The organism is Bradyrhizobium sp. Y36 (assembly GCF_002531575.1).
Taxonomy (GTDB): domain Bacteria; phylum Pseudomonadota; class Alphaproteobacteria; order Rhizobiales; family Xanthobacteraceae; genus Bradyrhizobium.
Map to the genome: position 1 here is coordinate 30,768 of NZ_NWTI01000019.1, position 23,817 is coordinate 54,584.

At 66.3% G+C, this 23,817-nt stretch carries 21 protein-coding genes; 8 read left to right on the top strand and 13 right to left on the bottom strand.

The window, feature by feature from the left end; all coding sequences use genetic code 11:
- The first annotated feature begins 21 nt into the window (after nt 1-21).
- Complete coding sequence (locus CO669_RS26500; RefSeq protein WP_097662891.1) at nt 22-3,138, top strand: efflux RND transporter permease subunit; 3,117 nt, start codon at nt 22-24, stop codon at nt 3,136-3,138.
- A 2-nt stretch (nt 3,139-3,140) separates the two neighbouring features.
- Here the strand turns inward: CO669_RS26500 and CO669_RS26505 are convergent, their stop codons facing one another.
- The 5 genes from CO669_RS26505 to CO669_RS26525 all read right to left on the bottom strand — a co-directional run bounded on the left by CO669_RS26505 (nt 3,141) and on the right by CO669_RS26525 (nt 7,954).
- Nucleotides 3,141-4,103: an amidohydrolase family protein gene (locus tag CO669_RS26505; protein ID WP_097662892.1), complete on the bottom strand. Its 963-nt coding sequence runs from the start codon at nt 4,101-4,103 to the stop codon at nt 3,141-3,143.
- Between the two features lie 50 nt (nt 4,104-4,153).
- Entirely contained in the window at nt 4,154-4,714 is a 561-nt protein-coding gene (locus CO669_RS26510; protein ID WP_097662893.1) for a P-loop NTPase family protein, read from the bottom strand.
- 24 nt (nt 4,715-4,738) lie between these two features.
- The gene (locus CO669_RS26515; protein WP_198964275.1) at nt 4,739-6,136 is read right to left on the bottom strand and encodes a TolC family outer membrane protein; all 1,398 of its coding nucleotides are present in this window, start codon (nt 6,134-6,136) and stop codon (nt 4,739-4,741) included.
- Between the two features lie 220 nt (nt 6,137-6,356).
- The gene (locus tag CO669_RS26520) at nt 6,357-7,136 is read right to left on the bottom strand and encodes an enoyl-CoA hydratase (RefSeq protein ID WP_097662895.1); all 780 of its coding nucleotides are present in this window, start codon (nt 7,134-7,136) and stop codon (nt 6,357-6,359) included.
- A gap of 110 nt (nt 7,137-7,246) precedes the next feature.
- Nucleotides 7,247-7,954 carry a hypothetical protein gene (locus CO669_RS26525; RefSeq protein WP_097662896.1) on the bottom strand — a complete coding sequence of 236 codons (708 nt, stop codon included), beginning with the start codon at nt 7,952-7,954 and terminating at the stop codon, nt 7,247-7,249.
- A 291-nt stretch (nt 7,955-8,245) separates the two neighbouring features.
- Here CO669_RS26525 and CO669_RS26530 point away from each other — a divergent pair, with 291 nt between their 5' ends.
- Both CO669_RS26530 and CO669_RS26535 read left to right on the top strand, forming a co-directional pair.
- A complete protein-coding gene (locus CO669_RS26530) occupies nt 8,246-8,791 on the top strand; it encodes a sigma-70 family RNA polymerase sigma factor (protein ID WP_097662897.1) in 546 nt (181 codons plus the stop codon).
- Nucleotides 8,792-8,793: 2 nt separating this feature from the next.
- A complete protein-coding gene (locus CO669_RS26535) occupies nt 8,794-9,432 on the top strand; it encodes an NrsF family protein (protein WP_097662898.1) in 639 nt (212 codons plus the stop codon).
- 113 nt (nt 9,433-9,545) lie between these two features.
- Here the strand turns inward: CO669_RS26535 and CO669_RS26540 are convergent, their stop codons facing one another.
- Nucleotides 9,546-10,649: a DUF2336 domain-containing protein gene (locus CO669_RS26540; protein ID WP_097662899.1), complete on the bottom strand. Its 1,104-nt coding sequence runs from the start codon at nt 10,647-10,649 to the stop codon at nt 9,546-9,548.
- A 62-nt stretch (nt 10,650-10,711) separates the two neighbouring features.
- Nucleotides 10,712-11,869 carry a GGDEF domain-containing protein gene (locus tag CO669_RS26545; RefSeq protein ID WP_097662900.1) on the bottom strand — a complete coding sequence of 386 codons (1,158 nt, stop codon included), beginning with the start codon at nt 11,867-11,869 and terminating at the stop codon, nt 10,712-10,714.
- 438 nt (nt 11,870-12,307) lie between these two features.
- On the opposite strand from CO669_RS26545, the gene CO669_RS26550 reads away from it, so the two are divergent.
- The 4 genes from CO669_RS26550 to CO669_RS26565 all read left to right on the top strand — a co-directional run bounded on the left by CO669_RS26550 (nt 12,308) and on the right by CO669_RS26565 (nt 16,554).
- Nucleotides 12,308-12,877: a sigma-70 family RNA polymerase sigma factor gene (locus CO669_RS26550; RefSeq protein ID WP_198964276.1), complete on the top strand. Its 570-nt coding sequence runs from the start codon at nt 12,308-12,310 to the stop codon at nt 12,875-12,877.
- Complete coding sequence (locus CO669_RS26555) at nt 12,874-13,569, top strand: hypothetical protein (RefSeq protein WP_097662901.1); 696 nt, start codon at nt 12,874-12,876, stop codon at nt 13,567-13,569. Before CO669_RS26550 ends, CO669_RS26555 begins: the two co-directional genes overlap by 4 nt.
- A 16-nt stretch (nt 13,570-13,585) precedes the next feature.
- Nucleotides 13,586-15,286, top strand: coding sequence for a S8 family serine peptidase (locus CO669_RS26560; protein WP_097662902.1), 1,701 nt, complete (start codon nt 13,586-13,588; stop codon nt 15,284-15,286).
- A gap of 527 nt (nt 15,287-15,813) precedes the next feature.
- Nucleotides 15,814-16,554, top strand: coding sequence for a TIGR03809 family protein (locus CO669_RS26565; protein WP_198964277.1), 741 nt, complete (start codon nt 15,814-15,816; stop codon nt 16,552-16,554).
- A 127-nt stretch (nt 16,555-16,681) separates the two neighbouring features.
- On the opposite strand, the gene CO669_RS26570 is transcribed toward CO669_RS26565, so the two are convergent.
- From CO669_RS26570 to CO669_RS26595, 6 genes are all read right to left on the bottom strand, one after another.
- Entirely contained in the window at nt 16,682-18,052 is a 1,371-nt protein-coding gene (locus CO669_RS26570; protein ID WP_097662904.1) for a TIGR03808 family TAT-translocated repetitive protein, read from the bottom strand.
- A gap of 205 nt (nt 18,053-18,257) precedes the next feature.
- The gene (locus CO669_RS26575) at nt 18,258-18,905 is read right to left on the bottom strand and encodes a pyroglutamyl-peptidase I (RefSeq protein ID WP_097662905.1); all 648 of its coding nucleotides are present in this window, start codon (nt 18,903-18,905) and stop codon (nt 18,258-18,260) included.
- Complete coding sequence (gene meaB / locus CO669_RS26580; protein ID WP_097662906.1) at nt 18,902-19,891, bottom strand: methylmalonyl Co-A mutase-associated GTPase MeaB; 990 nt, start codon at nt 19,889-19,891, stop codon at nt 18,902-18,904. The genes CO669_RS26575 and meaB overlap by 4 nt, the downstream gene beginning before the upstream one ends.
- 52 nt (nt 19,892-19,943) lie before the next feature.
- Nucleotides 19,944-21,455, bottom strand: a complete 1,512-nt coding sequence (locus CO669_RS26585; protein WP_097662907.1) for a tripartite tricarboxylate transporter permease — start codon at nt 21,453-21,455, stop codon at nt 19,944-19,946.
- A gap of 4 nt (nt 21,456-21,459) precedes the next feature.
- Nucleotides 21,460-21,954: a tripartite tricarboxylate transporter TctB family protein gene (locus CO669_RS26590; protein ID WP_097662908.1), complete on the bottom strand. Its 495-nt coding sequence runs from the start codon at nt 21,952-21,954 to the stop codon at nt 21,460-21,462.
- Nucleotides 21,955-22,060: 106 nt separating this feature from the next.
- A complete protein-coding gene (locus CO669_RS26595) occupies nt 22,061-23,053 on the bottom strand; it encodes a tripartite tricarboxylate transporter substrate binding protein (RefSeq protein WP_097662909.1) in 993 nt (330 codons plus the stop codon).
- Nucleotides 23,054-23,266: 213 nt separating this feature from the next.
- Between CO669_RS26595 and CO669_RS26600 the strand changes: the two genes are divergently transcribed.
- Nucleotides 23,267-23,734, top strand: a complete 468-nt coding sequence (locus CO669_RS26600; RefSeq protein ID WP_097662910.1) for an SRPBCC family protein — start codon at nt 23,267-23,269, stop codon at nt 23,732-23,734.
- Nucleotides 23,735-23,817 lie beyond the last annotated feature (83 nt).

A 23,817-nucleotide genomic window follows, 5' to 3' on the forward strand; every position in this document is an offset into this window, starting at 1 on the left:
TCAAGACAAACCGAAGCTTGAATGGATCGTCTCGTCGCCCTTGCCGTCAACCGGCGCTTTCTGATGGTTGGGATGTTCGTCGCCGTGCTGATCGGCGGCGTGATCGCATTCAACCAGCTCAACATCGAGGCCTATCCCGATCCGACCCCGCCCATGGTCGACATCGTGACGCAATCGCCGGGTCTGTCGGCGGAAGAGATCGAGCGCTACATCACGATCCCGATCGAGACCCAGGTTGCGGGCCTGAAGAACATCACGACCATCCGCACCATCTCGCTCTACGGTCTGTCCGACGTCAAAATCCAGTTCTCCTTCGCCTACACCTATGACGAGGCGTTGCAGCAGGTGTTGAACCGCCTGGCGCAGCTCGCGCCGCTGCCCGGCAACGTGCAGCCGCAGATCTCGCCGCTCAGCCCGATCGGCGAGATCTTCCGCTACCGCCTCGTGGGTCCGCCGAACTACAGCGTGCTCGATCTCAAGACCATTCAGGACTGGATCCTGCAGCGCCGCTTCCGCGCAGTGCCCGGGGTCATCGACGTCACCGGATGGGGCGGCAAGAGCAAGACTTACGAGCTGCAGGTCGACTTCAACAAGCTGGTCGCCAACGGCCTGACGCTGCCGCAACTGCTGCAGGCGGTCGGCAATTCCAACGTCAATGTCGGCGGCAACACCGTCAATATCGGCCAGCAATCGGCGGTCGTGCGCGGCGTCGGCCTGATCCGCTCGATCGACGACCTCGCCAACACCATGGTGGCGCAGACGGGCGGCAATCCGGTGCTGGTCAAGGACGTCGCCACCGTCACCGTCGGCCAGAAGCCGCGCCTCGGCATTGCCGGCCTCGACGAGGACGACGACATCGTGCAGGGCATCGTCCTGATGCGACGCGGTGAGCAGAGCTCGCCGACCATCAAGCGGGTCCACCACCTCGTCCAGGTCATCAACAATTCCAGCATCCTGCCGCCCGGCGTGCGCATCGAGCGCATCTACGACCGCGGCGATCTGATCGAGCTCACCACTCACACCGTGCTGCACAACATGGTGGTGGGCATCCTGCTGATCGTGCTGCTGCAATGGATCTTCCTCGGCGACCTCCGCAGCGCGCTGATCGTCGGCGCCACGATTCCGTTCGCGCTGTTTTTCGCTGTCATCATTCTCGTGCTGCGCGGGGAATCGGCCAATCTGCTGTCGGTCGGTGCGATCGATTTCGGCCTGATCGTCGATGCCACGGTCATCATGGTGGAGGCGATCTTCCGCCGCCTGACCCAGACGACGCCGATGTCTGAATCCGAGCACATGTCCAACGAGACGCTGTTCGGCATGAAGAGCCACGCCATCCTCAGCGCGGCCGCCGACGTCTCGCGCTCGATCTTCTTTGCCGCGGCGATCATCATCGCGGCCTTCCTGCCGCTGTTCACGCTGTCCGGCGTCGAGGGCAACATCTTCGGGCCGATGGCCCGCACCTACGCCTATGCGCTCGCCGGCGGGCTGCTTGCGACGTTCACGGTCACGCCGGCATTGTCCGCGATCATCCTGCCCGCGCATGTCGAGGAAACCGAGACCAGGGTCATGCGGATCCTGCATCGCGTGTACTCGCCGCTGCTGCAATGGGCGGTCACCCATCGCGCCATCGTGCTCGGCGGCGCGGTCGGGCTCGTGCTGATGACGGTGGCGCTGGCCCGGCTGCTCGGCCTCGAATTCCTGCCGAAGCTGGAAGAGGGCAATCTCTGGATTCGCGCCACGCTGCCGCCGACCATCTCGCTCCAGGAAGGCAACAGCTACGTCAACGAGATGCGCAAGCTGATCCGCGCCCGGCCCGAGGTCGAGTCCGTCGTATCGCAGCACGGCCGTCCCGACGACGGCACCGACGCCGCCGGCTTCTTCAACGCCGAGTTCTTCGCGCCGCTGAAGCCGATCAGCCAATGGCCCGGGACCCGCGACAAGGAAGAGCTGACCGCGCAACTGCTCAAGCAGCTCGACGACCGCTTCCCCGGCGTCGAGTTCAACTTCTCGCAATATCTCCAGGACAACGTCTCCGAGGCCGTCTCGGGCGTGAAGGGCGAGAACTCGATCAAGCTGTTCGGCAGCGATCTCCAGGCGCTCACCGACACCGCCAACAAGATCAAGCAGGTGCTGTCGACCGTGCAGGGCGTCACCGACCTTGCCGTGTTCACCTCGCTCGGGCAGCCGACGGTCCAGATCGACATCAACCGCGCCAAGGCCGCGCGCTATGGCCTCGCGCCGGGCGACATCAACGCCACCATCAAGGTCGCGATCGGCGGCGACACCGCCGGCGACCTCTACGAGCCCGGTTCCGACCGTCACTTCCCGATCATCGTCCGTCTCGCGCCGGAGTACCGCCGCAGCGCCGAGGCGATTCAGAATTTGCGCATCGGCGCCCCCGGACCGAACGGCACCGTCACCCAGATTCCCCTCAGCGAGGTCGCCACCATCAGCCTGGTCTCGGGCGCGGCCTACATCTATCGCGAGCAGCAGGAACGTTATCTGCCGATCAAGTTCTCGGTGCGCGAGCGCGACCTCGGCAGCGCGATCCGCGAGGCCCAGGACAAGATCGCCGAGCAGGTGCAACTGCCGCCCGGCTCGCACATGGAATGGGTCGGCGAATTCGGCAATCTCCAGGATGCGATCCGCCGCCTGTCGATCGTGGTGCCGATCTCGCTGGCGCTGATCGGCGTGCTGCTCTGGTTCAATTTCGGCTCGATGGCCGACACGCTGCTGGCGATGAGCGTGATCCCGATGGCGATCTTCGGCGGCGTGCTGGGTCTCTTGATCTCCGGCACCGCGTTCAGCGTCTCCGCGGCGATCGGCTTCATTGCGCTGTTCGGCATCGCCGTGATGGACGGCATCATCATCCTGTCGCAGTTCAACCAGCTCATCGAGGAAGGCATGGACCGCATGAGTGCGGTGGTGCGCACCGGCGAGCTTCAGCTCCGGCCGGTGCTGATGACCTGCGTCGTCGCCGGCGTCGGGCTTCTGCCGGCGGCGCTGTCGGAGGGCATCGGCTCGCAGGTGCAAAAGCCGCTCGCCGTCGTCGTCGTCACCGGCATGATGCTGGCGCCGGTCGTGATCCTCGTGACCTTGCCGGTCCTGATCTCGTTCTTCTCGCGCCGCGCGCGCTGACGTCAAAAGCCGTAAAGTCGCGCCGGGTTGTCGACCAGGATCTTCTTGCGCACGGCGGCGTCGGGTGCCCACACCGGCAACTGGTTGAGCAGACGCCCGTCGTCGATCTGATAGAGCGGCGCGATGTCGGTGGCCTTGCGTCCTTCGACGCGACTGGAATCCGGATGCGGCCAGTCGGTGCCCCAGACGATGCGGTCGGCATTTGCCGCGATCAGCGCCTGCGCATAAGGCACCATGTCCTGAAAATCGGGCGCGAGCTTCGACGAGCGATAGGCGCCGGAGATCTTCACGTAGGCCTTGCCGGATTTGACGAGCGCGATCAGGTCGGCAAATCCCGGCTGCTCCAGCCCGAGCGAAGCCTCGAGGCCGCCGAAATGGTCGAACACGACCGGCACCGGCGCCGCCAGGGCGAGGTCCTTGATCGCCGAGATCATGGCGAGCGTGGTGTAGAGCTGCACGTGCCAGCCGCGCGCCTTCATGCGCTCGACGGCTGCGGTGAAGCGGGGGCGGCCGACATTGGGGTCATTGACGCCCCCGGTCGCGAGATTGAGGCGGATGCCGCGGAAGCCTTCCTGGTGCATCGAGTCGAGCTGCGCCTCGGTTGTCTTGTCGTCGATCACCGCCACGCCGCGCGCGGTCGCGCCGCGTGCCTTCATGCCGAACAGGGTGGAGGAGTTGTCGGTGCCGTAGACGCTCGGGGTCACGATCACCACGCGCTCGATATGCAGCGCCTTGTGCAACGCGGCCATTTCCTCCGGGCTCGCCGGCTCCGGCGTATAGACGCGTCCTGCGAAGAACGGAAACTTCTCGACGTCGCCATGGATGTGGGTGTGGCAGTCGCAGGCGTGCGCGGGCACGTCGAAATTCACCGGCGTTGAGGGTTGCGACGCACGGGCGTGGGCTTTGCTGGTCATGGCTACTCCGGCGGCAAGGGAGGCAAGCAGGACGCTGCGTCGGTTGAGCACGGTTTCTCTCCCTGTTCTGTTTTTTGATCGTCGTGCGGAACAGTATCACATCAGCCCGGCAGCCGCCGCTGCGCTTCGCTGCATAGCTGCTCGACAAGGTCCGCAAGCGGCCGTGAGCCGTCGACGCGTACGACCGGGCAGGCGAGGCCCGTGAGCCAGGCTTCGTGCTTGGCGAGGCTGCGGCCCTCGCGATCTCCGGCCTCGTAATGGGAGGCCCAATCGATGAAGGCTTCGGTCTCCTCGTGACGCCAGCCGCCGGGTGCGACGGCATCAGCACCGAAATGCGCGGCCTCGCGGGCGCGCAAACGCTGCATCCGCAGCTCGCGCGGCGTGACCACGAAGATGACGAGATCGAAATACGCGACGAGTTCGTCGCCCCAGCCGGTGGCGGTTCCGCTCAGCACCCAATCGCGGCGCGGCAGGAACATCTCGCGCATCAGGCGCAGCCGATCCGCGGCCGGGCGCGTGGTCTGGTAGGGCGGCACGGTTGGCAGCCAGAAATAGTCGTCGCTGTCATGATGCGGCAGCGCAAGCTGGCCCGCGAGCGCGCGGCCGAGCGTCGTCACGCCGGCCCCCGAAGCTCCCGTCAGATGGATGCGGCGGCTTTTCATCGGCCCCGTCCAGATGATTTGAGACTACTGCCCCGATGGCGTGCGCAGGCCGTGCCAGGCATCGCGGACCTGGTGGTAGTGCACCTCCGGCAGGTAATCCGGCGTGTTCAGGTTCAGCGTCTTGACGTCGAGATGGCCGATGGCGCTGAGCAGCGTGTAGGAGGCGATGACGCGGTCGCGTTGCGCGCCGATCAGGCGCGCCTTGGCCTGGATCAAGTCGGCCTGCGAGTTCAAGACATCGACTGTCGTGCGTTGCCCGCCGGCGGCCTCGCGCTGGACGCCCTGCAGCGCGACGGTCGCGGCCTTGACCTCGGACTCCGAGGCGGAGACCGCGACCCTGGCCCCCTCATTGGAAACCCAGGCGCTGATCGCCGCCGTGCGCGCCTGATTGCGGACCTGGTCGAGCACGAGCCGGCTCTGCGCCGTAATCTCCTTGGCCTGTCGGGTCTGCGCGGCGGCCTGTCCGCCGTCGTAGATCGGCGCGGTGACGCTGGCGACGATCGAGGCCTGGTCCTCGGCGAAGGTGCCGAGCGTGGGATCGTTGTTGCGGCTCTTGCTGGCGCTGCCCTGGATGGTGGCGCTCGGCAGCAATGCGCCTTCTGCGATGCGGATGTTGGTGGAGGCGACATCGACGTCGAAACCGGCGGCCATCACCGCCGGGTGCTGGCGGATCGCCATCGTCATGGCGTCTTCGCGGCTCTTCGGCAGATAGCGGTCGACGACGTCGGCGGGCCGCAGCTGCGACGGCGAATTGCCGATCACTTGCGCATAGGTCGCCTGGCTCACGGCCAGCGCGACTTCGGCGGCGTTGAGATCGGCAAGACCGCGATTGAGGCGCGCCTCGGCCTGCGCGCTGTCGGTCGGGGTGACGTCGCCGGCATTGAGGCGGCGCTGGGTGACCGCGAGCGTCTCGCGCAGGAAGGCGACGTTGGAGCGCTGCGCCTCGACCAGCGACTGGTTGGCGAGCACGTTGGTATAGGCGGTGACCGCGTCGAGCAGCACGCCCTGGCCGACATTGCGCAGCGCCTCGCGGCCCGACTGCACCTGGAGCTCGGCGGCGCGCACGTTGTTGGCGGTGCGGAAGCCGTTGAACAGCGTCTGCGTCACGGTGACGCCGATGATCCACGGCTTGAGGTTGCCGGTCTGGATCGTGTTGTCGGGCAGCAGATTGCGAACCGTTTGCAGGCCGGCGCTGAGGCTGGCCACGATCTGCGGGCGGTAACCGGCGAGGGCCGCCGGCACGTTCTCGTCCGTGGCGCGCTGCCGCGCACGTTCGGCATTGAGCTGCGGATTGGTCTGGTAGGCCTTGGCGAGCGCCTCCGGCAGGGCTTCAGCCCGCGCGGCGGCGGGCAGGGCGCAACAGAGCGCCAGCGTGGTCCATGTCGCAAGCACCGGACCCACGCCCGATCGACGCCGCGTCATCACGCGACCAGCTCTGGCGGTACGCCCAATCATGTAATCCCGCTTAACCCCGGCTGTCCGCCCCCGCCGACGGGGCCTCTTAACTGTTTAACCAGCCGAGGTCCCGCAGGCAAACTGCCGCGGGGGAAACCCCCATGAAATCGGTGCTTGTTGCAGCTTCGTCACAGGGATTTTGCGGGAACGCGGCCGAGCCTTACACCAGCCTGACCGTTCGCCGACATTACCGGTTCTTGTTCACCGGCTTGCGCTTCTCGATGAACGCCGCCATGCCCTCGGAGCGGTCCTCCAGCGCGAAGGTCGCGTGGAACAGGTTGCGCTCGACGCTCATGCCCTCGGCGAGCGTGGTCTCGAAGGCGCGGTTCACCGCTTCCTTGGCCATCGCGACCGCGGGGCGCGACATCGACGCGATCTTCTCGGCTGCCGCCATCACTTCGTCCATCAGCTTGTCGGCGGGCACGATGCGGCTGACGAGGCCCGAACGCTCGGCTTCCGCCGCATCCATCATGCGGCCGGTGAGGCACAAATCCATCGCCTTGGCCTTGCCGATCGCGCGCGTCAGGCGCTGGGTACCGCCGATGCCGGGAATGGTGCCGAGCGTGATCTCGGGCTGGCCGAACTTGGCAGTGTCGGCGGCGATGATGAAATCGCACATCATGGCGAGCTCGCAGCCGCCACCGAGCGCGTAACCGGCGACCGCCGCGATCGTCGGCTTGCGGCAGCGCGCGACCCGGTCGCCGCCGATCGCGGCAAAATCTTCGGAGAACATGTCGATGAAGCCCTTCGGCTGCATCTCCTTGATGTCGGCGCCGGCGGCAAAGGCCTTCTCGCTGCCGGTCACGACGATGCAGCCGATGGCGTCATCGGCCTCGAGATCCTCGACCGCCGCGGCGATCTCGCGGAAGACGCCGAAGGAGAGCGCGTTGAGCATCTTCGGCCGGTTCAGCTTGATGATACCGACCGCGCCTTTGCTTTCGACGATGATGTGTTCGAACGTGCTCATGCTTCACCCACGCTTTTGATTGGGCGGGCAATGTGCCCGCTGGCGCGGATGCCTTCAAGAGGGGCCGGGGACGCCGGACGCGTCGGCGCGCGTCCTGGTCGAACCGGCAATCAGGCCATGAACATGCGTGCGGCGGAGGCCAGCGTCAGCAGCGTGCCGACGCCGATGAAGATCTTGCCGATCAGGGAGCTCTGGTCCCAGGCCGAGCTCTGCTGGCTGCTCGCCATCACCGGCGCGGGCCGGGGCTGGGCCTCGGTTGCGGCAATGACCGTCTTCTGCGCCGGCGGGCTGTCCTGTTGCAGGGCGCGATCGATGTCGTTGAGCTGATCGGCTGCGACGACCTGGCTCTCGGCGCTCGGGGCGTTGGTATTGTCGGCGGCCGCCTGGACGTTGTCGTTGGCGCGATCCGTCATCGCGGAGGCCGCAGCCGCGGTCGGCGTATCGGTGGCGGCGAGCTGCGCATTGGCGTTGGCGATCGCCGGCGGTATCTGGCTCGACGCCGGCACGTCATTGTCGGCCTTGTTGTCGGCCGTCTTGCCATCAGACTTGCTGCTATCAGACTTGTTGTGATCAGACTTGCCCTCGTCGGCCTTTGCCGGCGCGTCGGTCTTGTCGCCCGACTTCTGTGCCGTCTTGCTGCTGCCGGTGCGGCGTGACTCGTGGCGGCGGTGCTTGCTGGGCTTGGCGGTGTCGGCCTGCTGACCCGCGCTGTCTGATTTGCCGGTGGCTGAGCTTGGGGCCGCCTGTGCAGGGCCTCCGAACAGCAACAAAAGACCGGCCAGAACGATCAGGGCCGCGCGCCCGCTGGCTTTCATCATGGTGATGATCTCCCCAATTCCGCCCGTCCCGGGAACGAACAGAGACCCTGGGGCGTGACGACAGCGGGGCAGAAAATGGGAATCTTCGGGCTACACCGGGCAAAAACGGGGCAAACCGGCCCCATGCCGCCGGCCGCCGGGTGCGGGGCGAGCGGATCGGTGTTATGAGCCGTCGCAGAAATTGACGGCCGTATCGGTCGCGAGGTCCGGTCTTGATCACGAATTTGTGATCTCGTGCCGATCCGCGTAACAAATTGAACGAACGGCCGAATTGCATGGTGAGGGGCGCGCGTGCGCGGACGTGAGGACGAATGGACCGGCCTGATGCGGTCGGCCATGGCAGGCGATGATGCGGCATATCATCGCCTGTTGAAGGCGGTCACGCCGGTGCTGCGCGCCGCGGCGAGGCGCGGCTTGGCGCGGGCCGGGCAACCCCCTGATCAGGCCGAGGATATCGTGCAGGAGATTCTGTTGGCGGTGCATCTGAAGCGGCACACCTGGGACAGCGAAGCACCCTTCGCGCCCTGGCTGTTCGCGATCGCCCGCAACAAGCTGATCGATGCGCTCAGGCGGCGCGGCAGGCGGGTCTTCGTCAACATCGACGATTTCGCCGAGACGCTGCCGGGCGAAGCGCCGCAGGAGACGGCCTCCGCGGGCGAGGTCGCAGCCCAGCTCAACACGCTGCCGCAGCGCCAGCGCGACGTGCTGCAGTCGATCGCGGTTGAGAGCGCCTCGATCAAGGACACGGCGACGAAGTTTTCGATGAGCGAAGGCGCGGTGCGGGTCGCACTGCATCGCGGACTTGCCGCGCTGACGGCCAAACTGCGGGACCGCTAGTCATGGATACCGATCAACTGATCCGCTCGCTCGCAGCCGACAACGCCCACCGCGCGCCGCGCGTCGGCACCATGCTGACCACGGCGCTGCTGGTCGCCGCGCCCCTGTCGATCCTGATTTTCGCGACCTTTCTCGGCGTGCGGCCCGACGTGATGACGGCCATGCGCAACCCGTTCTTCGACATGAAGTTCGCGGTCACGCTGTCGCTCGCGATCCCCGCGATCATCGTCAGCCTGCATCTGTCACGTCCCGAAGCCTTGATGCGCGGTTGGGGCTGGCTGCTGTTGCTCCCCGTCGGGCTGCTTGCGGTTGCGATCGGGAGCGAGGCGATGATGGCGCCGGCCATGCCGATGACGATGCGGCTGATGGGGAAGAATTCCAGGGTGTGCCTGATCGCGATCCCTGCGATGTCGCTGCCGCTGCTCGCAGGTGCGCTGTTCGGCCTGCGCCATGGCGCGCCCGCGCACCCCGCGCTGGCCGGTGCGCTCGCCGGCCTGGCGTCGGCCAGCCTTGCCGCGACGCTCTATGCCTCGCACTGCACCGACGATTCGCCTCTGTTCGTCGCGACCTGGTACACGCTGGCAGCGGCGTTCGTCGCGGCGGTGGGCGCGTTGGCCGGCTCGAAGGTCCTGAGATACTAGAGCGTTTTCGAGCGAAGTGGGTACCGGTTCGCGTTAAGAAAACGCGTCAAACAAAGAGTCTAGAGAACCGTTCCGATTCCATCGGAACGGAAAAGGCTCTCGACCCTGCGACCTCACGCCGCCGGCGTGGCGGTCTGCTGCATGCGGTGGAAGCGCAGCGCCTGCTGCGCGGTCGATGAGCGCAGCGCCTCGTAAGTGTCGCGCAGCGTCAGCATGTCGGTCTGCGAGCCGCCCGAGAGCTTCTCGCGCATGGCGATGATGGCGCGCACGCTCGGCCAGGACATGCCCGCGACCTTGGCGAGGATCATGACGCCCTCGGTGCGGCTTTCGATCATCATGGTCTCGGCCGTCTCGACCGCGACGCCGGCGAGCGCGGCGAGCCCCGCATTGGTTTCGTCGAACTTGCCCTGCTCGGCAAAGGTGGTGACCTGGAATTCGTTGAGACGGCCGTCCGCGTGCAGCGACTTCACCAGCGCCCGCGCCATCTCGGTCTGCTTCGACATGGCGGCGGCGCGCACCCGCTGGGCCACTTCCTGGACTACGCTCGACACTTCGTCCGCGAGCTCCGGATGCGCCGCTTCGAGCTTCCTCCGCACGCTCAGGGAGGCTTTCGCGACCAGCTTCAAATAGTGATGACGCGGCAGGTCCTTGCGCAGGCCGATGCAGGCGGCGAGGTCGTCGTCGCGTTCGGCGCGGGTGACGAGGTCGGACAGGCTTTCCTCGGAGAGCCGCGCGCCGGGATTGCCGACGGTCGACTGCACCACATCTTCATCGCCGCGGCTCACCAGCACGTCGGTCAGCGCTTCCGACAGCACCCGCCGCAGCGAAATCGCCTTGAGATGCGCCTGGCCCCTCGTGCGCGCGATCTCGATCAAGGTCGTCTCGTCCAGCCGTTCCGATTTCGACAGCGCGGGGCCGGAGACCTCGATGACTTCGTCGAGCGCGAGCGTGCGGATGATGTTCGGAGGCGCGGCCGCGATCGGCGCGAGGCGGTCGGCGAGTAGCGCCCTGGCCGAAACCTCGATCTGCTCGATCAGGCACTGGAACACGTCGTCGAACACGCGGATATGGTCGTCGGAATAGTCCACCGCGTTGCCCACGAAGAGGTCGGTGACGCGGCGCAACGTCTCGACGCGGCGCGCCACGGTGCCGTGCGACAGCGCAGCCTGCAATTCCTCGAGCAGATTCTCGGATGATTTTGCGGATTTGGATCTCATTGCCCTGTCCTGGAGCGTTCGGTCCGGCGTCGGCTTTCGTCGCACCGGGGAAAATGGATTGGTCAGCTCGCTGCGATGCGGTTGCGCCCTTGCGCCTTGGCGGAATATAGCGCGCGGTCGGCGCGCGCGAGAAACGTGTCGGCAGTATCGGTCTCGCGCAGCGTCACGACGCCCGCTGAAATGGTCACGCGCATGCCCGGTGAGAAGGCGCTCCAGTCGAGATCGGCGACGATGCTGCGCAAGCGTTCCAGCATGCGCTGCGCGGCCTCGCCCGAGGTGTCCGGCAGCAGCAGCAGGAATTCCTCGCCGCCGTAGCGGCCGAAGCTGTCGACCGGGCGGATGTTGGCGAAAATGGTGATCGCGAAGGTGCGCAGCACCTCGTCGCCGACGGGATGGCCGTGGGCGTCGTTGATGCGTTTGAACCAGTCGAGATCGATCAGCGCGATGGCGCAAGGCGCCGAAATCTGCCGCGCCTTCTCGATCTCGGCGTCGAGCAGGCGCATGATGCAGCGGCGGTTGTAGGAGCCGGTGAGCTCGTCGAGCTCGGCCAGCTCCTCGATGCGCTGATAGGCGGCCTTCAGCTCGATGCTGCGCCGATACAGGATCTTGCGCAGGGTGGCGCCGAACAGGCCGAGGAAGGCGCATTGGCCGATCACCAGCGCGAAGCACAGCATCGAGGCGGTTCGCTCCAGGCGGGTCCTGACCGGCAGTCCGATCGGCAGGTCCGAGCCCAGGAAGACGACGGCGAGCCCGCAGGTGGCGAGGCCCCAGGTGAGCATCGCCTGGCTCGAGGTCATCCGCAGCGTGCCGAACGCGAAGATCAGAAACAGCACGGCGATGAACGCGACCCCGACCGTCGGCACGGCGAGCAGGAACACCAGTTGCAGCGCCATATGCGCCGAGATCTGGAAGACGGTGAGATAATGATCCTCGAAGCGGTCACCGAAGCCGGCTTCCGACAGCACGGTAAACGTGCCGATGATCAGGAGGCCGCCAAGCCAGAACAGCGATGGAACGGCCATGGCGACCACGCCGGCATAGGCGTAGAGCAGCAGGACCGAGGCCCCCAGCGAATAACTCGCGACCTGGCCGATATACATCTGGCGGCGCTGCCGGGCCCGGCGCGCCAGGACTTCGGGCGCCGCCGCCTCGGGCGCGAGCACGAGATCCGCGACCTCAGCAGCATTCCTCTCGGGAAAGGACGTCGCGGCCGTGCTCATGGTCCCGCCAATGGTGGATGTCAGCGGAAAAATCTACGTGGCAAGCCTTTAGGTTTGGTATCCTTTGAAATCGAATCCGAACCGTGCAGCGCGGAACAAGGTGATGGGCCGGCGGAAGAAATTTGCCGGCGGCAGGGCATCAGTTTGCGATGCGATCGAGCCTAATTCGGGCTTGGCGAGACATATGTCGTGCAGGGCTGCTATGGAACCGGACGAGGCCGGGCCGCCTGTGCCAGACAGGCATTCCGCAGGGAAGTATCGCAGTATTATGTTACCGATATGGATGATGGCGGCCGACTGCCGCAAGGGCGACAACAAAAGCGGGCGTATGTGGGGTGGATCACACAGATGCCCGTATGACTGCGGTAGCCTGAACAATTTTGCACCCCCTGTCGAACCGTCCGCCGCGCCGACCCGACCAACTTTGCGAGACGGGCATTGAGCGTGACACAGGCGGCTTCGGACGAGGTCCTCATCGCCAGGATCGCTCAAGGTGACCGGCTCGCCATGCAGGTGCTGTACGGGCGGCACCATGTCAGGGTGTATCGTTTCGGGCTGAGGCTCGTGCGGGACGAGCAGGCGGCGGAAGACCTCATCAGCGAGGTATTTCTGGACGTCTGGCGTCAAGCCGGCAAGTTCGAGGGCCGATCCGCCGTTTCCACCTGGCTGCTGGCAATTACCCGGTTCAAGGCCCTGTCTGCGCTCCGGCGCAGGAAGGATTTTGAACTGGACGAAGACGCCGCGAACGCGATCGAGGATTCGTCCGACAATCCGGAAACGGTGGTGCAGAAGAAGGATACCAGTGAAGCGTTGCGGGAGTGTCTGACGGGCCTCTCGCCGGACCATCGGGAAATCGTCGATCTCGTCTACTACCACGAGAAGTCCGTGGAAGAGGTGGCTGAAATCGTCGGCATTCCGGAGAACACTGTGAAGACGCGCTTGTTCTATGCGCGCAAGAAACTGGCCGAACTGCTGAAGGCAGCCGGCGTTGAGCGAGGCTGGCCATGATGGCTTTGAGCAAGAAGATGCTGGAGCAAGAGCCCAGTGAAATTGAACTCCTGCTGCCGTGGCACGCGGCCGGCACGCTGAACGCGCGCGATGCGCGCCGGGTCGAGGAAGCGCTGGCGCGCGATCCGGATCTGGCGAAGCAATATGCGGCGATCCGCGGCGAGTACGAAGAGACCATCCATCTGAACGAGAGCCTCGGGGCTCCGTCGGCGCGCGCGATGCAGAAGCTGTTCGCCGCGATCGACGCCGAGCCTGCGCGGGCGAGCGGTTCGCTGCCGCTGTCGGCGCGCATCGCGACCTTCTTCGCGAGCCTGTCGCCGCGCACGCTGGCCTGGTCGGCCAGCCTTGGCGCCGTCGCGCTGGTGCTGCAGGCCGGCATCATCGGCGCCGTGCTGATGAAGAAGCAGCCCGCGACCTTCCAGACCGCCTCGCTCTCGACCAGCGCGCCGATCACGCGCGAGCTCGGGTCATCCGCCGCACCGGCGCGCGCATTGGTGCGCTTCACGCCCGAGGCGCGCGTCGCCGACATCACCGCGCTGCTCGACAGCTATCAGGCCTCGATCATCGGAGATGCCAAGGGCGGCATGTTCCGCCTCCAGTTCGACAGGGCCCTGAGCCAGGACGAGCTTGCCTCGCTGCTCGGCAAGATGCAGCGCGAGAAGTTCGTCAACCTCGCCGTCGCGGCGCCCTAGGCGCGCCGCTGAGCCGATGACAGGCAAGTCCAAGAGCAGGTTGCGCGCCGGGGCCCACGCTTCGTCGGTGGGCGCCGCGCTTATGATCGCCGCCTGTCTCGGCGTCGAGATCGCGCAGGCGCAGGCGATCATGCGCACGCCCACGATCAGCTTGCCCTCGCGAGCGCCGACCATCACCCCGCGGATCAGTCCCAATATCGCCGCGCGTGCGGTCAGCGTCGATCGCGGACCCCGCACCATCGCGGTCATCCCCCACACCACGACCTCGCGCATCCGGCCGACGCCGGTGCTGCCCTATGCGCGCTACTCGCCGAACCTGTATCCGGCCTGCACCGCGCCCTATCGCGCTGCCGATGGCGAATGCCTCGCGCAGCCGAATGCCGGCGGCGAGGGCACCGGGAAATCCGGCAAGAAGAGCGCCGGCAAGGGGCGCGGCAGCAATAGTGCGGCTGCGATGATTTCGACCAGCTTCGCCAATGAATTCGTCGCCGAGATCGACGGTGCGTTGTCGCCGGCAGAGGCCGACGAGCTGGCGCGGCGGCACGGCTTGACGCGCATTTCCTCGGAGAATTTCCCGCTGATCGGTGCCACCTTCGGCCTGTTCCGGATCACCGACGGCCGGCCCGCCGAGACGGTGCGGCAGGAATTTGCAGCCGACGGCAGCGTGCGCTCGGTGCAGCCGAACTTCCGCTATCTGCTCCAGGACCAGAAATCGACCGCTTTAAGCGAGGGCGATCCGGCGCAATACGCGCTGGCCAAGCTTCGCCTGCCGCAGGCCCATACGCTGGCGCACGGCGCCAACGTCACGGTGGCCGTGATCGACTCCGGCATCGACGCCGGACATCCCGAGCTTGCCAATTCCGTCTCGGACAATTTCGATGCGCTCGGCAGCGCCGAGGGACCGCACATCCACGGCACCGGCATCGCCGGCGCGATCGTGGCGCATTCCCGGCTGATGGGCAGCGCGCCCGAGGCCCGCATCATCGCGATCCGTGCCTTCGGCGGCGCCAATGGCGGCGCCGAGAGCTCGTCCTACATCATCCTGCGCTCGCTGAATTATGCCGCCGAGCACGGCGCGCAAATCGTCAATATGAGCTTTGCCGGTCCCAAGGACGCCGTGATCGAGCGCGCCATCGCGGCGACCGCCGCGCGCGGGCTCGTGCTGATTGCCGCTGCCGGCAATGCCGGCGCGAAATCGCCGCCGCTCTATCCGGCCGCCAATCCGAACGTGATCGCGGTCAGCGCGACCGACCAGCAGGACCGGTTGTTCAGCGCGTCCAACCGCGGCAATTACATCGCCGTCGCAGCGCCTGGCGTCGACATCTTCCTGCCGGCGCCTGATGGCAAGTACCAGATGACGTCGGGAACCTCGTTCTCGGCCGCCTATGTCTCCGGCGTCGCGGCCTTGCTGCTCGAGCGCAACTACGCCTTGAAGCCGGAAGCGCTGCGCACGACGCTGACGAAGACCGCGCGCGACCTCGGTTCGCCCGGGCGCGACGAACTCTTCGGCGACGGCCAGACCGATGCTTTTGCCGCGGTCATGGCTATTCCCGCCGACAGCACGACGCCGGTTGCGGCTGCGTCCGGTACAACAAAACGTGAAGATGCCGCGAAGCGTCGCGATGAGCCCAATAGCCGCGCGATCGAACAACCCTCGCTGTCGAGTGCGGACGATAAAGCCACGATTTCTCAGGCGGATAGGCCTGCGACGCGATAGCCGCTGCGGCGAAGATGCGCGCAGGATCGAAGACCAAAAAAGCGAACCCCGCGTTGAACGTTCAGCTGGCTGCCACGACCAAATTATGTGGGAGCGGTCATCCCTCCCCATCAGTCATATCAGGCGCGAGCGCCCATCCACCCCAAGCGCCCATATGGCTCGACCCGTCCGGTTGTCCCCCCGGACGGGTCTTTTCTTTTTGGGCTTCCGATTCTTTGAAGTCTCTTGTTCGTTCAGCTTGCGGTTGAAAGACCGCAGCCGCGTTCGAGTCGATCGTTCGCTCGGCGCGCCGCAGGCCCGTCATGCTTGTGCGAAGCTTGACTCGAAAACGCGGCAAATCTCCGCACGACTACGGTGTCTGGCGACGAGCGCCGCGTCGTTGCTGGACAAGTCAAAACTTTTCCACAAAATATTCATGTCGCGTCTAAATTGATTCGTGTGCGTTGCGTCCCCCGCGTCCGTGTTTTCTCCTGACGGGCTGGTTTATGACACTTCGCCAAGAATCTGACTGCACGTCTGTGCGTGCCGTGGCTGCTGGCCGCGACGTTGTGGAGCGCTGGTGCGCTCTCGCCGAGCAGCGACTGCAGCATCTCTCCGAAATGTTCGAGACCGGCCGCTGGCGGCGCTATCATTCGGAGATCGCATTCCTCGAAAACATCCAGGAAGCCAAGCGCGCCGTCCAGACCTGGCGTGCGCTCGCAACCGGCGCTGACGTTGCCGAGGCGGCTGCAAGCGTGACGCCCGCCTTCGGTTGGTCGCCGGCGACCATGCCCCGCGTGTTTCCGCGTGAGCCGCAGGCGCAGACCGTGCAGCCCAAGACCTTGCAGCCCAAGACCTTGCAGCCAAAGGCCGTCCACATCGCCCCAGAGACCGCCGTGCCGGTCAGGCTCGATCCGAAGCCGGACGTTCTCGCCGAGATCACCGAAGCCCCGATCGCGCCCCTTGCCACGCCCGTGGCGGCGGCGCCTGCCGAAATGCCGCCGCTGAAGGCTCCCGCTGCGAGGGCACCGCTCGTCGCGCCCGCCGTGAGGTCGCCGCTCGCCGCGTCCGCGGCAATGACGTCTCTCACCGCGCCCGAAGTGAGGCCGCCCCTCGCGGCGCCTGCCGCGAAGCCGCCGAAGGCCGCGCCTGCCACGATGGCGGCGCTCCTGCCGCAATTCGCTCCGCCGGCCGAGGAAATCGTCGCAGCCCCCGAGCGCGTCGTCGAATTCACTTTCAGCCTCGACGGGCTGGAAGCCAAATACCCGCTGCTCAGGAACGCGTTCTAAGGCTTCCGAAGCGTGGGCAAAGGGGAGGCAAACGCCCCTCTCGCCCCGCCATCCCAAGGAGGCATAAGACGCAACGCGTCCCATGGGGAGCCCCGAAGGAGGCTTAGGCCGGCTGCCAGCCGCACGCCTACCTTCGCCCCGCGTTCCCGCCGACCACCACCTGTGCGAACCGCTGCGCGCCGTCGGCCGACAGGTCCGACGTCACCGCGCGCGCATGGTCAAGCCCGACCACGGCGCCGCGCGGGGTTTCCGAGATCATGTTGTTGTTGACCAGCGCGATCCCGGCGCCCGGCACGACGGAGACGCCGACGCCGGCCAGCGCCTTGCGGATCACGTTGCCGGTGATGACGACGTCGCGCAGATATTTGCCCCAGCCGGCGACGATGCCGTAGGAGGGCGCGTTTTCGATCACGTTGCCGGTCACGGATGTATCGGCCTCGACGTAAATGCCGACGCCGGCGTCGTCGTCGGGTGCGGTGCCTATGGGGCGCTTCGGGATCAGATTGCGGATGATGTTGCCCTGAACCACCGCGATGCGGCCGCCTTCGTTGAAATTGCAGACGGAGACGCCGACGGCGGCGCCGTCGACCGTGTTGTTGGCGATCACCGCGGCTTCGAACGAAAACTCCGAATAGAGCGCGACCTCGCGCACGTCGCTGACGCTGTTGCCCGATATCTGGATGTTCGAGGCGGAGTTGCCGCGCACCGCGGAGTAATCACAGTTCCTGATGCGGTTGCCGCGCACGATCACGTTGCCGGCGCGGAAGGCGTTGATGGCGTTGCCGTACTGGCCGGAGCCGCCGGGGCCGGCCTTGATGTTCTCGATGCGGTTGTCGGCGACCAGCGTGCCGTCGTCGCCGATCGCGGTGCGCAGGATCTCGATGCCGTTGTCGTTGGTGCCGAGAATCGTGTTGCGGCAGACGCTGAGGCCTTTGGCGTCGAACGAGACCACCGCCGTCACGGCGATGTCAGTGAAGATGTTGCCGGAGATGTCGCCCGAGACTTGCTCGAGCCAGATGCCGCTGCCGCCCGAGTTCGTGATCTCGCAATCGGTGATGCGAACGTCGCGGCCGCCGAGGATATGGATCAGTCCGCGCCGCGCGGCCAACGGAACACTGCCGCCGTCGAAAGTGATGCCGGTGAGGCCGATGGAATCCGCACCGTCGCTCTGGATCGCCGAGGCCCCGCCGGTGAAGATGAATTTGGTCGCGCCGCGGACGCCGATCAATTGCGCACCGTTCGGCAGCCGCAGCAATCCGCTCCGATAGACGCCAGGCGGCAAGGCCAGCGGCATTTGCGTTCGCGCAGAGTCGTCGATCGCGCGCTGGAGCGCGCGCGTCTGGTCCTCGCTGCTGCCGGGCCGCACACCATATTGCGTGGCATCGCGGCCGAGCAGCGAGGTCAGCGGCGCCCCGCGCGCGGCGTCAGCCGGCATGGCGAACGCGCCGGCGATGCCAGCGGTGGAAGCTCCGATGAGGTGACGGCGATTGAGGTCCATGACGCGTCCTCCGGCGGACGCGGGGGTCCGCGAGGACTAGGTAGCGCAGGGCAGGCGAAGGCGCGGAGATTGTTCGCGGTAGGGTTAAATGTTTACCGCAAGGTGGTGCCGTAGGGTGGGTTAGCCGCAGGCGTAACCCACCATGTCGCCGCGAGCACGGAACACGTTGATGCAGAAGAGGTGGATTACGCCTCGCTAATCCACACTACGAAGCGCGCCGCTTCCGCGCCAACCCCACCAGCTCCATCAGCATCGCTTCCCCCGCGTCCACCAGCTCCTCCAGCGTGATCCGGGGCGCGCCCTTGCGGCGCACGGCACCGCTGCGTGCCAGCAGGGGGATGTGGATGAACGCCGCAAGCTGCGGCCCACCTGCGCGCACGTTCTCGATCGCGCGCCAGCTCAGATAGTTGCACAGATACGCGCCGGCATCGCGCGAGGCACGCGCGTCGATGCCGGTGAGGCGGGCGGCGCGCAGCAGCCTTGCCGTATGCGGGCCGAATGTCATGGCGTCGGCATGGCCGGCGATGCCGCGCTTGCTCGAACGGGTGTTGGCGGCGTCGGGCCAGAGCATGGTGACGGCGTTGCGGGCGCGGGTCTCGATGCGCAGGTACGGCGTGCGTGCGGCGAGACCGAACATCAACACCGCGTCCGGCTTCACCTTCGCGAGCACGTCAGGCAATTGCCGGTCCACCGCGGCATAGGTGACCGGGAAGATGTGGCTCGACAGCTCGACGTCATCGAGCGCCGGCCGCCGCAATTGCGTCAGCCGCGCCACCAGCGGCTGGGTCGGGTTATAGGGCGCGCCGGGGAATGGCCCAAAACCGGTGAGGAGAATGCGGAGCTTGTCGCTCATTGCAGCAACTCCAGGATCTGCTCGGCGGCGAGCGCCGGGGTGAGATGACCGTCAGCCACTTCGGACTCGATCTTGCGAACCTTGGTCCGTACCGAGGCCTCGCTACGCAGTCGCGCCAGCATGCGCTGCTCCAGCATCGACCACATCCACTTCACCTGCTGTTCGCGCCGCCGCGCCGCGAACTCGCCGGATGCGTTCATCGCCTTGCGATGATCGAGGACCTTCTGCCAGAGCTCGGCAATGCCGGTGCCGGCCAGTGCCGAATAGGTCTCGACCGGCGGATGCCAATGCTCGGATCGTGGCGCCAGGATATGCAGGGCGCCGCGATAATCCGCCGCCGTGATCTTGGCGCGCTTGAGGTTGTCTCCGTCGGCCTTGTTGATGGCGATCATGTCGGCGAGCTCGACCAGGCCCTTCTTGATGCCCTGCAGCTCGTCACCGCCGCCCGGCAGCATCAGGGCGAGGAAGAAATCGGTCATGTCGCAGACCGCGGTCTCGGACTGGCCGATGCCGACGGTTTCCACCAGCACGACGCCAAAGCCGGCCGCCTCGCACAGCAGCATCGCCTCGCGCGTCTTGGCCGCGACGCCGCCGAGCGTGCCGGACGACGGCGAGGGTCGGATGAAGGCATCGTCCGAGGCCGACAGCCGCGCCATCCGCGTCTTGTCGCCGAGGATCGAGCCGCCGCTGCGCGCCGAGGACGGATCGACCGCGAGCACCGCGACCTTGTGGCCCTGCTCGATCAGATAGGTCCCGAGCGCGTCGATGGTGGTGGACTTGCCGACCCCGGGCGAGCCGGTGATGCCGACGCGGAACGCCTTGCCGGTGTCCGGCAGCAGCATCTGCACCAGCTCGCGCGCCAGCGCCTGATGATCGGCGCGGCGGCTTTCCACCAGTGTGATGGCGCGGGCAAGGGCCGCGCGGCTGCCGGCGCGCAAGTCTCGGGCGAGGGATTTGATGTCCAGCGAGGCCTTCTTCTCAGTCATGCCCCTGCTTTACAACGCCGAGCCGGAGCATGCGAGAGCTGCCCGCCCGATATCACCGGCTCGTGGCCGCCGCGGCTTGCGGCGGTTTCACCTTGCGCCAGACCCACACCATCACCGGCCACAGCAGCGCTCCGATCGCCATCGCGGCGAGGATGGCGGCGACCGGGCGCTCGAAGAACGGCAGGATACTGCCGTCCGACTTGATCAGCGAGGTGACGAAGGCCTGCTCGACCATGGTGCCCATGACGATGCCGAGCACCATGGCGGCGACGGGATAGCCGTTCGCCTCCATGACGTAGCCGATCACGCCGAAGGCGGCGACGGTGACGACGCCGAACATGTTGTTGCCGATTGCGAACGAGCCGACCGCGCAGCACAGCATGATGACCGGCATGATCGCCGAGCGCGGCGCCAGCAGGATGTAGGCCGCGATCCGGATCATGGCGATGCCGAGCGGGATCATCATGATGTTCGCGATGATGAACATCAAATAGATCGCGTACATGCTCGACGCTTTCTCGGTGAACAGCGTCGGGCCCGGATTGAGGCCCTTCATGTAAAGCACGCCGATCGCGATCGCGGCGATGGTGTCGCCGGGAATGCCGAACAGCAGCGAGGGCACCCAGCCCGAGGCGATGCTGGCATTGTTGCTGGCGCCAGCCTCGACCAGGCCTTCGACGTGGCCGGTGCCGAATTTTTCCGGCTCCTTGGAGAAGCGCTTCGACATAGCATAGGAGACCCAGGCCGCCATGTCGGCGCCGGCGCCCGGCAGCACGCCGATGATGATGCCGACGATGTTTCCGCGCGTCATCTGCCAGTGATACTTCTTGGTCAGCTTCCACTGGCCGGCCATGATGCTTCCGAATTTTCGCCGCGGCAGCGGCGGCGGCTCGGGCGTCAGCATCGCGCGCATCACCTGCGCCACCGCGAACACGCCGACCAGCGCCGGGATCGGCTCGATGCCGCCGAAGAGATCGGTGAGGCCGAATGTGAAGCGCGGCACGCCGCCGGGATTCTCGATGCCGACGCAGGACACCAGCAGGCCGAGGAACATTCCGGCGATCGCCTTCACCGGCGAGGAGCGCGCCACCAGGGTGGCGCACATCAGGCCGAGCAGCGCCAGCCAGAAATATTCGAAGGTCGAGAACGACAGCGCGATCTCGGCGAGCGGCGGCGCCAGGATCATCAGCGACAGCACGCCGGCAATGCCGCCGACGGCGGAGAACCACACGCCGGCCCCGAGCGCGAGCTCGGCCTGGCCCTTGCGCGTCATGGCGTAGGCTTCGTCCGCATAGGCGGCGGAGGCGGGCGTGCCGGGAATGCGCAGCAGCGCGCCAGGGATATCGCCGGAGAAGATCGCCATCGAGGACGCCGCCACGATGGTTGCGATCGCCGCGATCGGCGACAGATAGAAGGTGACGGGGACGAGCAGGGCGGTCGCCATCGTCGCCGACAGGCCCGGCAGCGAGCCGATCACGAGGCCGTACACGGAGGCTGCGAACATCGCGATGATGACCTCCCAGGTGGAGATCAGCGCGAAGGCTTCAATCAGGGTCTTCAGCATGGGATTACCAGGGCGTCGGCAAGAGGCCGGCAGGCAGCGGCACGCGGAGCAGCTTGCCGAAGATGAGGTGAATGGCGAACGGCGAGAGCGCCGCGAGCGGAAGCGCCAGCTTCCACTTGGCCCCGAGCGCGGTCGAGGTGACGTAGACCATGATCGCCGCGGTAATGATGAAGCCGAGCCGGTCGGCTGCTAGCACGTAGAACAGCAGCAGCGCCGGCGGCAGCAAGGCGCGCAGGCCGTAGAGCTTGCCCTGCGGCGGTGGAGCGGCAGCCGCCTGGCCGTCCTCCAGCGGGATCAGCTCTTCCTCCTCCTCGAAGGAGTGCCCGATCCCGAACACGATCGCGAGCCCGCATAGCGCGAGCCCCGAGCCGATCACGAGCGGAAACACGTTGGGGCCGACCGGCTGCCCCGGCACCGGCGGCAGCAGCCAGCCGCCATAGGCGGCCGCAGCGCCGAGCACGACGAGAAACGATCCCGTAACGGAGTCGGGAAGACGCATGGGGAGAGGTCCTGTGAAAGAAATTCTCCCTCTCCCCGCGTGCGGGGAGAGGTGAAGGAGTGCTCGGCGCTATCGCCGGAAACGTTTCAACGAGAGCAGCGAAAGGTCACGCCTTGCTCAGGCCGGCCGCCTTCATCGCCTCGCCCATCTGGGCGTCGCCCTTGTCCATGAAGCCCGCGAACTGGTTCGCATCGCCCCAGACGGTGCCGAAGCCGCGATTGCTCATGAAGTCCTTGAACTCGGCGGAGTCGTAGACCTTCTTCAGCGCCGCCGTGAGCTTGGTAGCGATCTCCGGCGGCAGGCCCTTCGGTGCGCCGATGCCGCGCCAGGCGCCGGTTGCGTAGTCGATGCCCATCGCTTCCTTCAGGGTCGGCACGTCCTTGAACACCGGATTGCGGGCCGGCGCCATGATGGCGAGGCTCTTGGCCTTGCCCGCCTCGATGATCGCGCGCGCCTCCGGCACCGAGCACGTCGTGAGGTCGAGGCCGCCGGCGGCGAGGTCCTGCATCGCGGGCGCCGCGCCGTTCGACGGCACCCAGGCGACCTGATTGGCGGGCAGGCCCATCGCCTGCATCCAGCCGACCAGCGCCAGATGCCAGATGCCGCCCTGGCCGGTGCCCGATGCCTTGAACTTGCCGGGAGGCGCAGCCTTGATCGCTTCTGCGAGCTCCTTGACCGTCTTGTAGGGTGAGGAGGAGGAGACCTGGATGCCCGGGGGATCCTCGTTCATCAGGGCCAGTGGCGTGTAGCTCTTCGGCGTCAGCTCGGTGAGGCCCTGCCAATGCATCATCGAGATTTCGACGGTGAGCATGCCGATGGTGTAGCCGTCGGGCTGTGCGGTCGCGATCGCGCTATGGCCGACTACGCCGGAGCCGCCGGTGCGGTTGACCACGTTGAAGGGCTGGCCGAGGTCCTTTTCCAGCAGTGCCGCGACAATGCGCGCGGTCGCGTCGGTGCCGCCACCCGCGCCCCAGGGCACGATCACGGTGACCGGCCGGGCCGGATAGGCTTGTGCGCGTGCGGGCTTGAAGCCGAATGCGGCGGATGCCGCGACTGCGGCGGTCGAAGCCGCAAAGGTGCGGCGCGAAATCTTGGACATTGAATGCCTCCCAGCGGCGCCCGTGATTTCGGGCGCTCTTGTCAATGACGGCATTCTAGTCGGCTTTGCAGCGTCACCGCAAGGTAGCGCTACCAAGGAGATCGGCATGTTGTGTGAAAACAGCATGCCCATCAGACGGGCAGTCGGAAATCGGGTGGGTTTTGCCTGCGCGCTTCGCCAACCTCAGCGCGTAACGAAAGCCAAAGGCCATCGATGACCCAAGCCTATTACAGTGCCGTGCTGGAACGCCCGCTGGACGACGTCTGGTCGCTGATCCGCGATTTCAACAACTACCCCGCTTACATCGACGGCGTGAGCGAGAGCGCGATCGAAGACGACAAGCGCGGCGACGAAATCGGCGCCGTCAGGCGCTTCTGCTATCTCGGAAACTGGATCCGCCAGAGCCTGGTGGATCACTCCGACGAGCAGCACACCCTGACCTATGCCGGTCTCGAAGCATTGCCGTATCCGCTGTATGACGGAAGCCGGACGCCGGCACCGACGCGCTATCAAGGCACCATGCATTTGCGGCCTATCGTCGAAGGCGACCGCACCCTGATCGAATGGTCGGTCGCCCTCGAGACCGAACCTGCGGACGCCGATCGCTGGCAAGCCCTGTTTGCGTCCTGGATTCCGGATTGGACGGATTCACTGGCGCGAACGCTGGCGCGATCCGGCTAGAGCGTTTTCGAGCGAAGTGGACACCGGTTCGCGTGAAGAAAACGCGTCAAAACAAGAATCTAGAGCTTCGGTTCTGATTCAAT

What these genes read in the sequence shown, in the direction of transcription:
- CO669_RS26600 (WP_097662910.1), top strand. Translation starts at nt 23,267, where the DNA reads ATGACCCAAGCCTATTACAGTGCCGTGCTGGAACGCCCGCTGGACGAC.
- CO669_RS26500 (WP_097662891.1), top strand. Translation starts at nt 22, where the DNA reads ATGGATCGTCTCGTCGCCCTTGCCGTCAACCGGCGCTTTCTGATGGTT.
- CO669_RS26520 (WP_097662895.1), bottom strand. Translation starts at nt 7,136, where the DNA reads ATGAGCACGTTCGAACACATCATCGTCGAAAGCAAAGGCGCGGTCGGT.
- CO669_RS26585 (WP_097662907.1), bottom strand. Translation starts at nt 21,455, where the DNA reads ATGCTGAAGACCCTGATTGAAGCCTTCGCGCTGATCTCCACCTGGGAG.
- CO669_RS26575 (WP_097662905.1), bottom strand. Translation starts at nt 18,905, where the DNA reads ATGAGCGACAAGCTCCGCATTCTCCTCACCGGTTTTGGGCCATTCCCC.
- CO669_RS26570 (WP_097662904.1), bottom strand. Translation starts at nt 18,052, where the DNA reads ATGGACCTCAATCGCCGTCACCTCATCGGAGCTTCCACCGCTGGCATC.
- CO669_RS26555 (WP_097662901.1), top strand. Translation starts at nt 12,874, where the DNA reads ATGATGGCTTTGAGCAAGAAGATGCTGGAGCAAGAGCCCAGTGAAATT.
- CO669_RS26540 (WP_097662899.1), bottom strand. Translation starts at nt 10,649, where the DNA reads ATGAGATCCAAATCCGCAAAATCATCCGAGAATCTGCTCGAGGAATTG.
- CO669_RS26525 (WP_097662896.1), bottom strand. Translation starts at nt 7,954, where the DNA reads ATGATGAAAGCCAGCGGGCGCGCGGCCCTGATCGTTCTGGCCGGTCTT.
- CO669_RS26590 (WP_097662908.1), bottom strand. Translation starts at nt 21,954, where the DNA reads ATGCGTCTTCCCGACTCCGTTACGGGATCGTTTCTCGTCGTGCTCGGC.
- CO669_RS26545 (WP_097662900.1), bottom strand. Translation starts at nt 11,869, where the DNA reads ATGAGCACGGCCGCGACGTCCTTTCCCGAGAGGAATGCTGCTGAGGTC.
- CO669_RS26510 (WP_097662893.1), bottom strand. Translation starts at nt 4,714, where the DNA reads ATGAAAAGCCGCCGCATCCATCTGACGGGAGCTTCGGGGGCCGGCGTG.
- CO669_RS26535 (WP_097662898.1), top strand. Translation starts at nt 8,794, where the DNA reads ATGGATACCGATCAACTGATCCGCTCGCTCGCAGCCGACAACGCCCAC.
- CO669_RS26595 (WP_097662909.1), bottom strand. Translation starts at nt 23,053, where the DNA reads ATGTCCAAGATTTCGCGCCGCACCTTTGCGGCTTCGACCGCCGCAGTC.
- CO669_RS26515 (WP_198964275.1), bottom strand. Translation starts at nt 6,136, where the DNA reads ATGACGCGGCGTCGATCGGGCGTGGGTCCGGTGCTTGCGACATGGACC.
- meaB (WP_097662906.1), bottom strand. Translation starts at nt 19,891, where the DNA reads ATGACTGAGAAGAAGGCCTCGCTGGACATCAAATCCCTCGCCCGAGAC.
- CO669_RS26560 (WP_097662902.1), top strand. Translation starts at nt 13,586, where the DNA reads ATGACAGGCAAGTCCAAGAGCAGGTTGCGCGCCGGGGCCCACGCTTCG.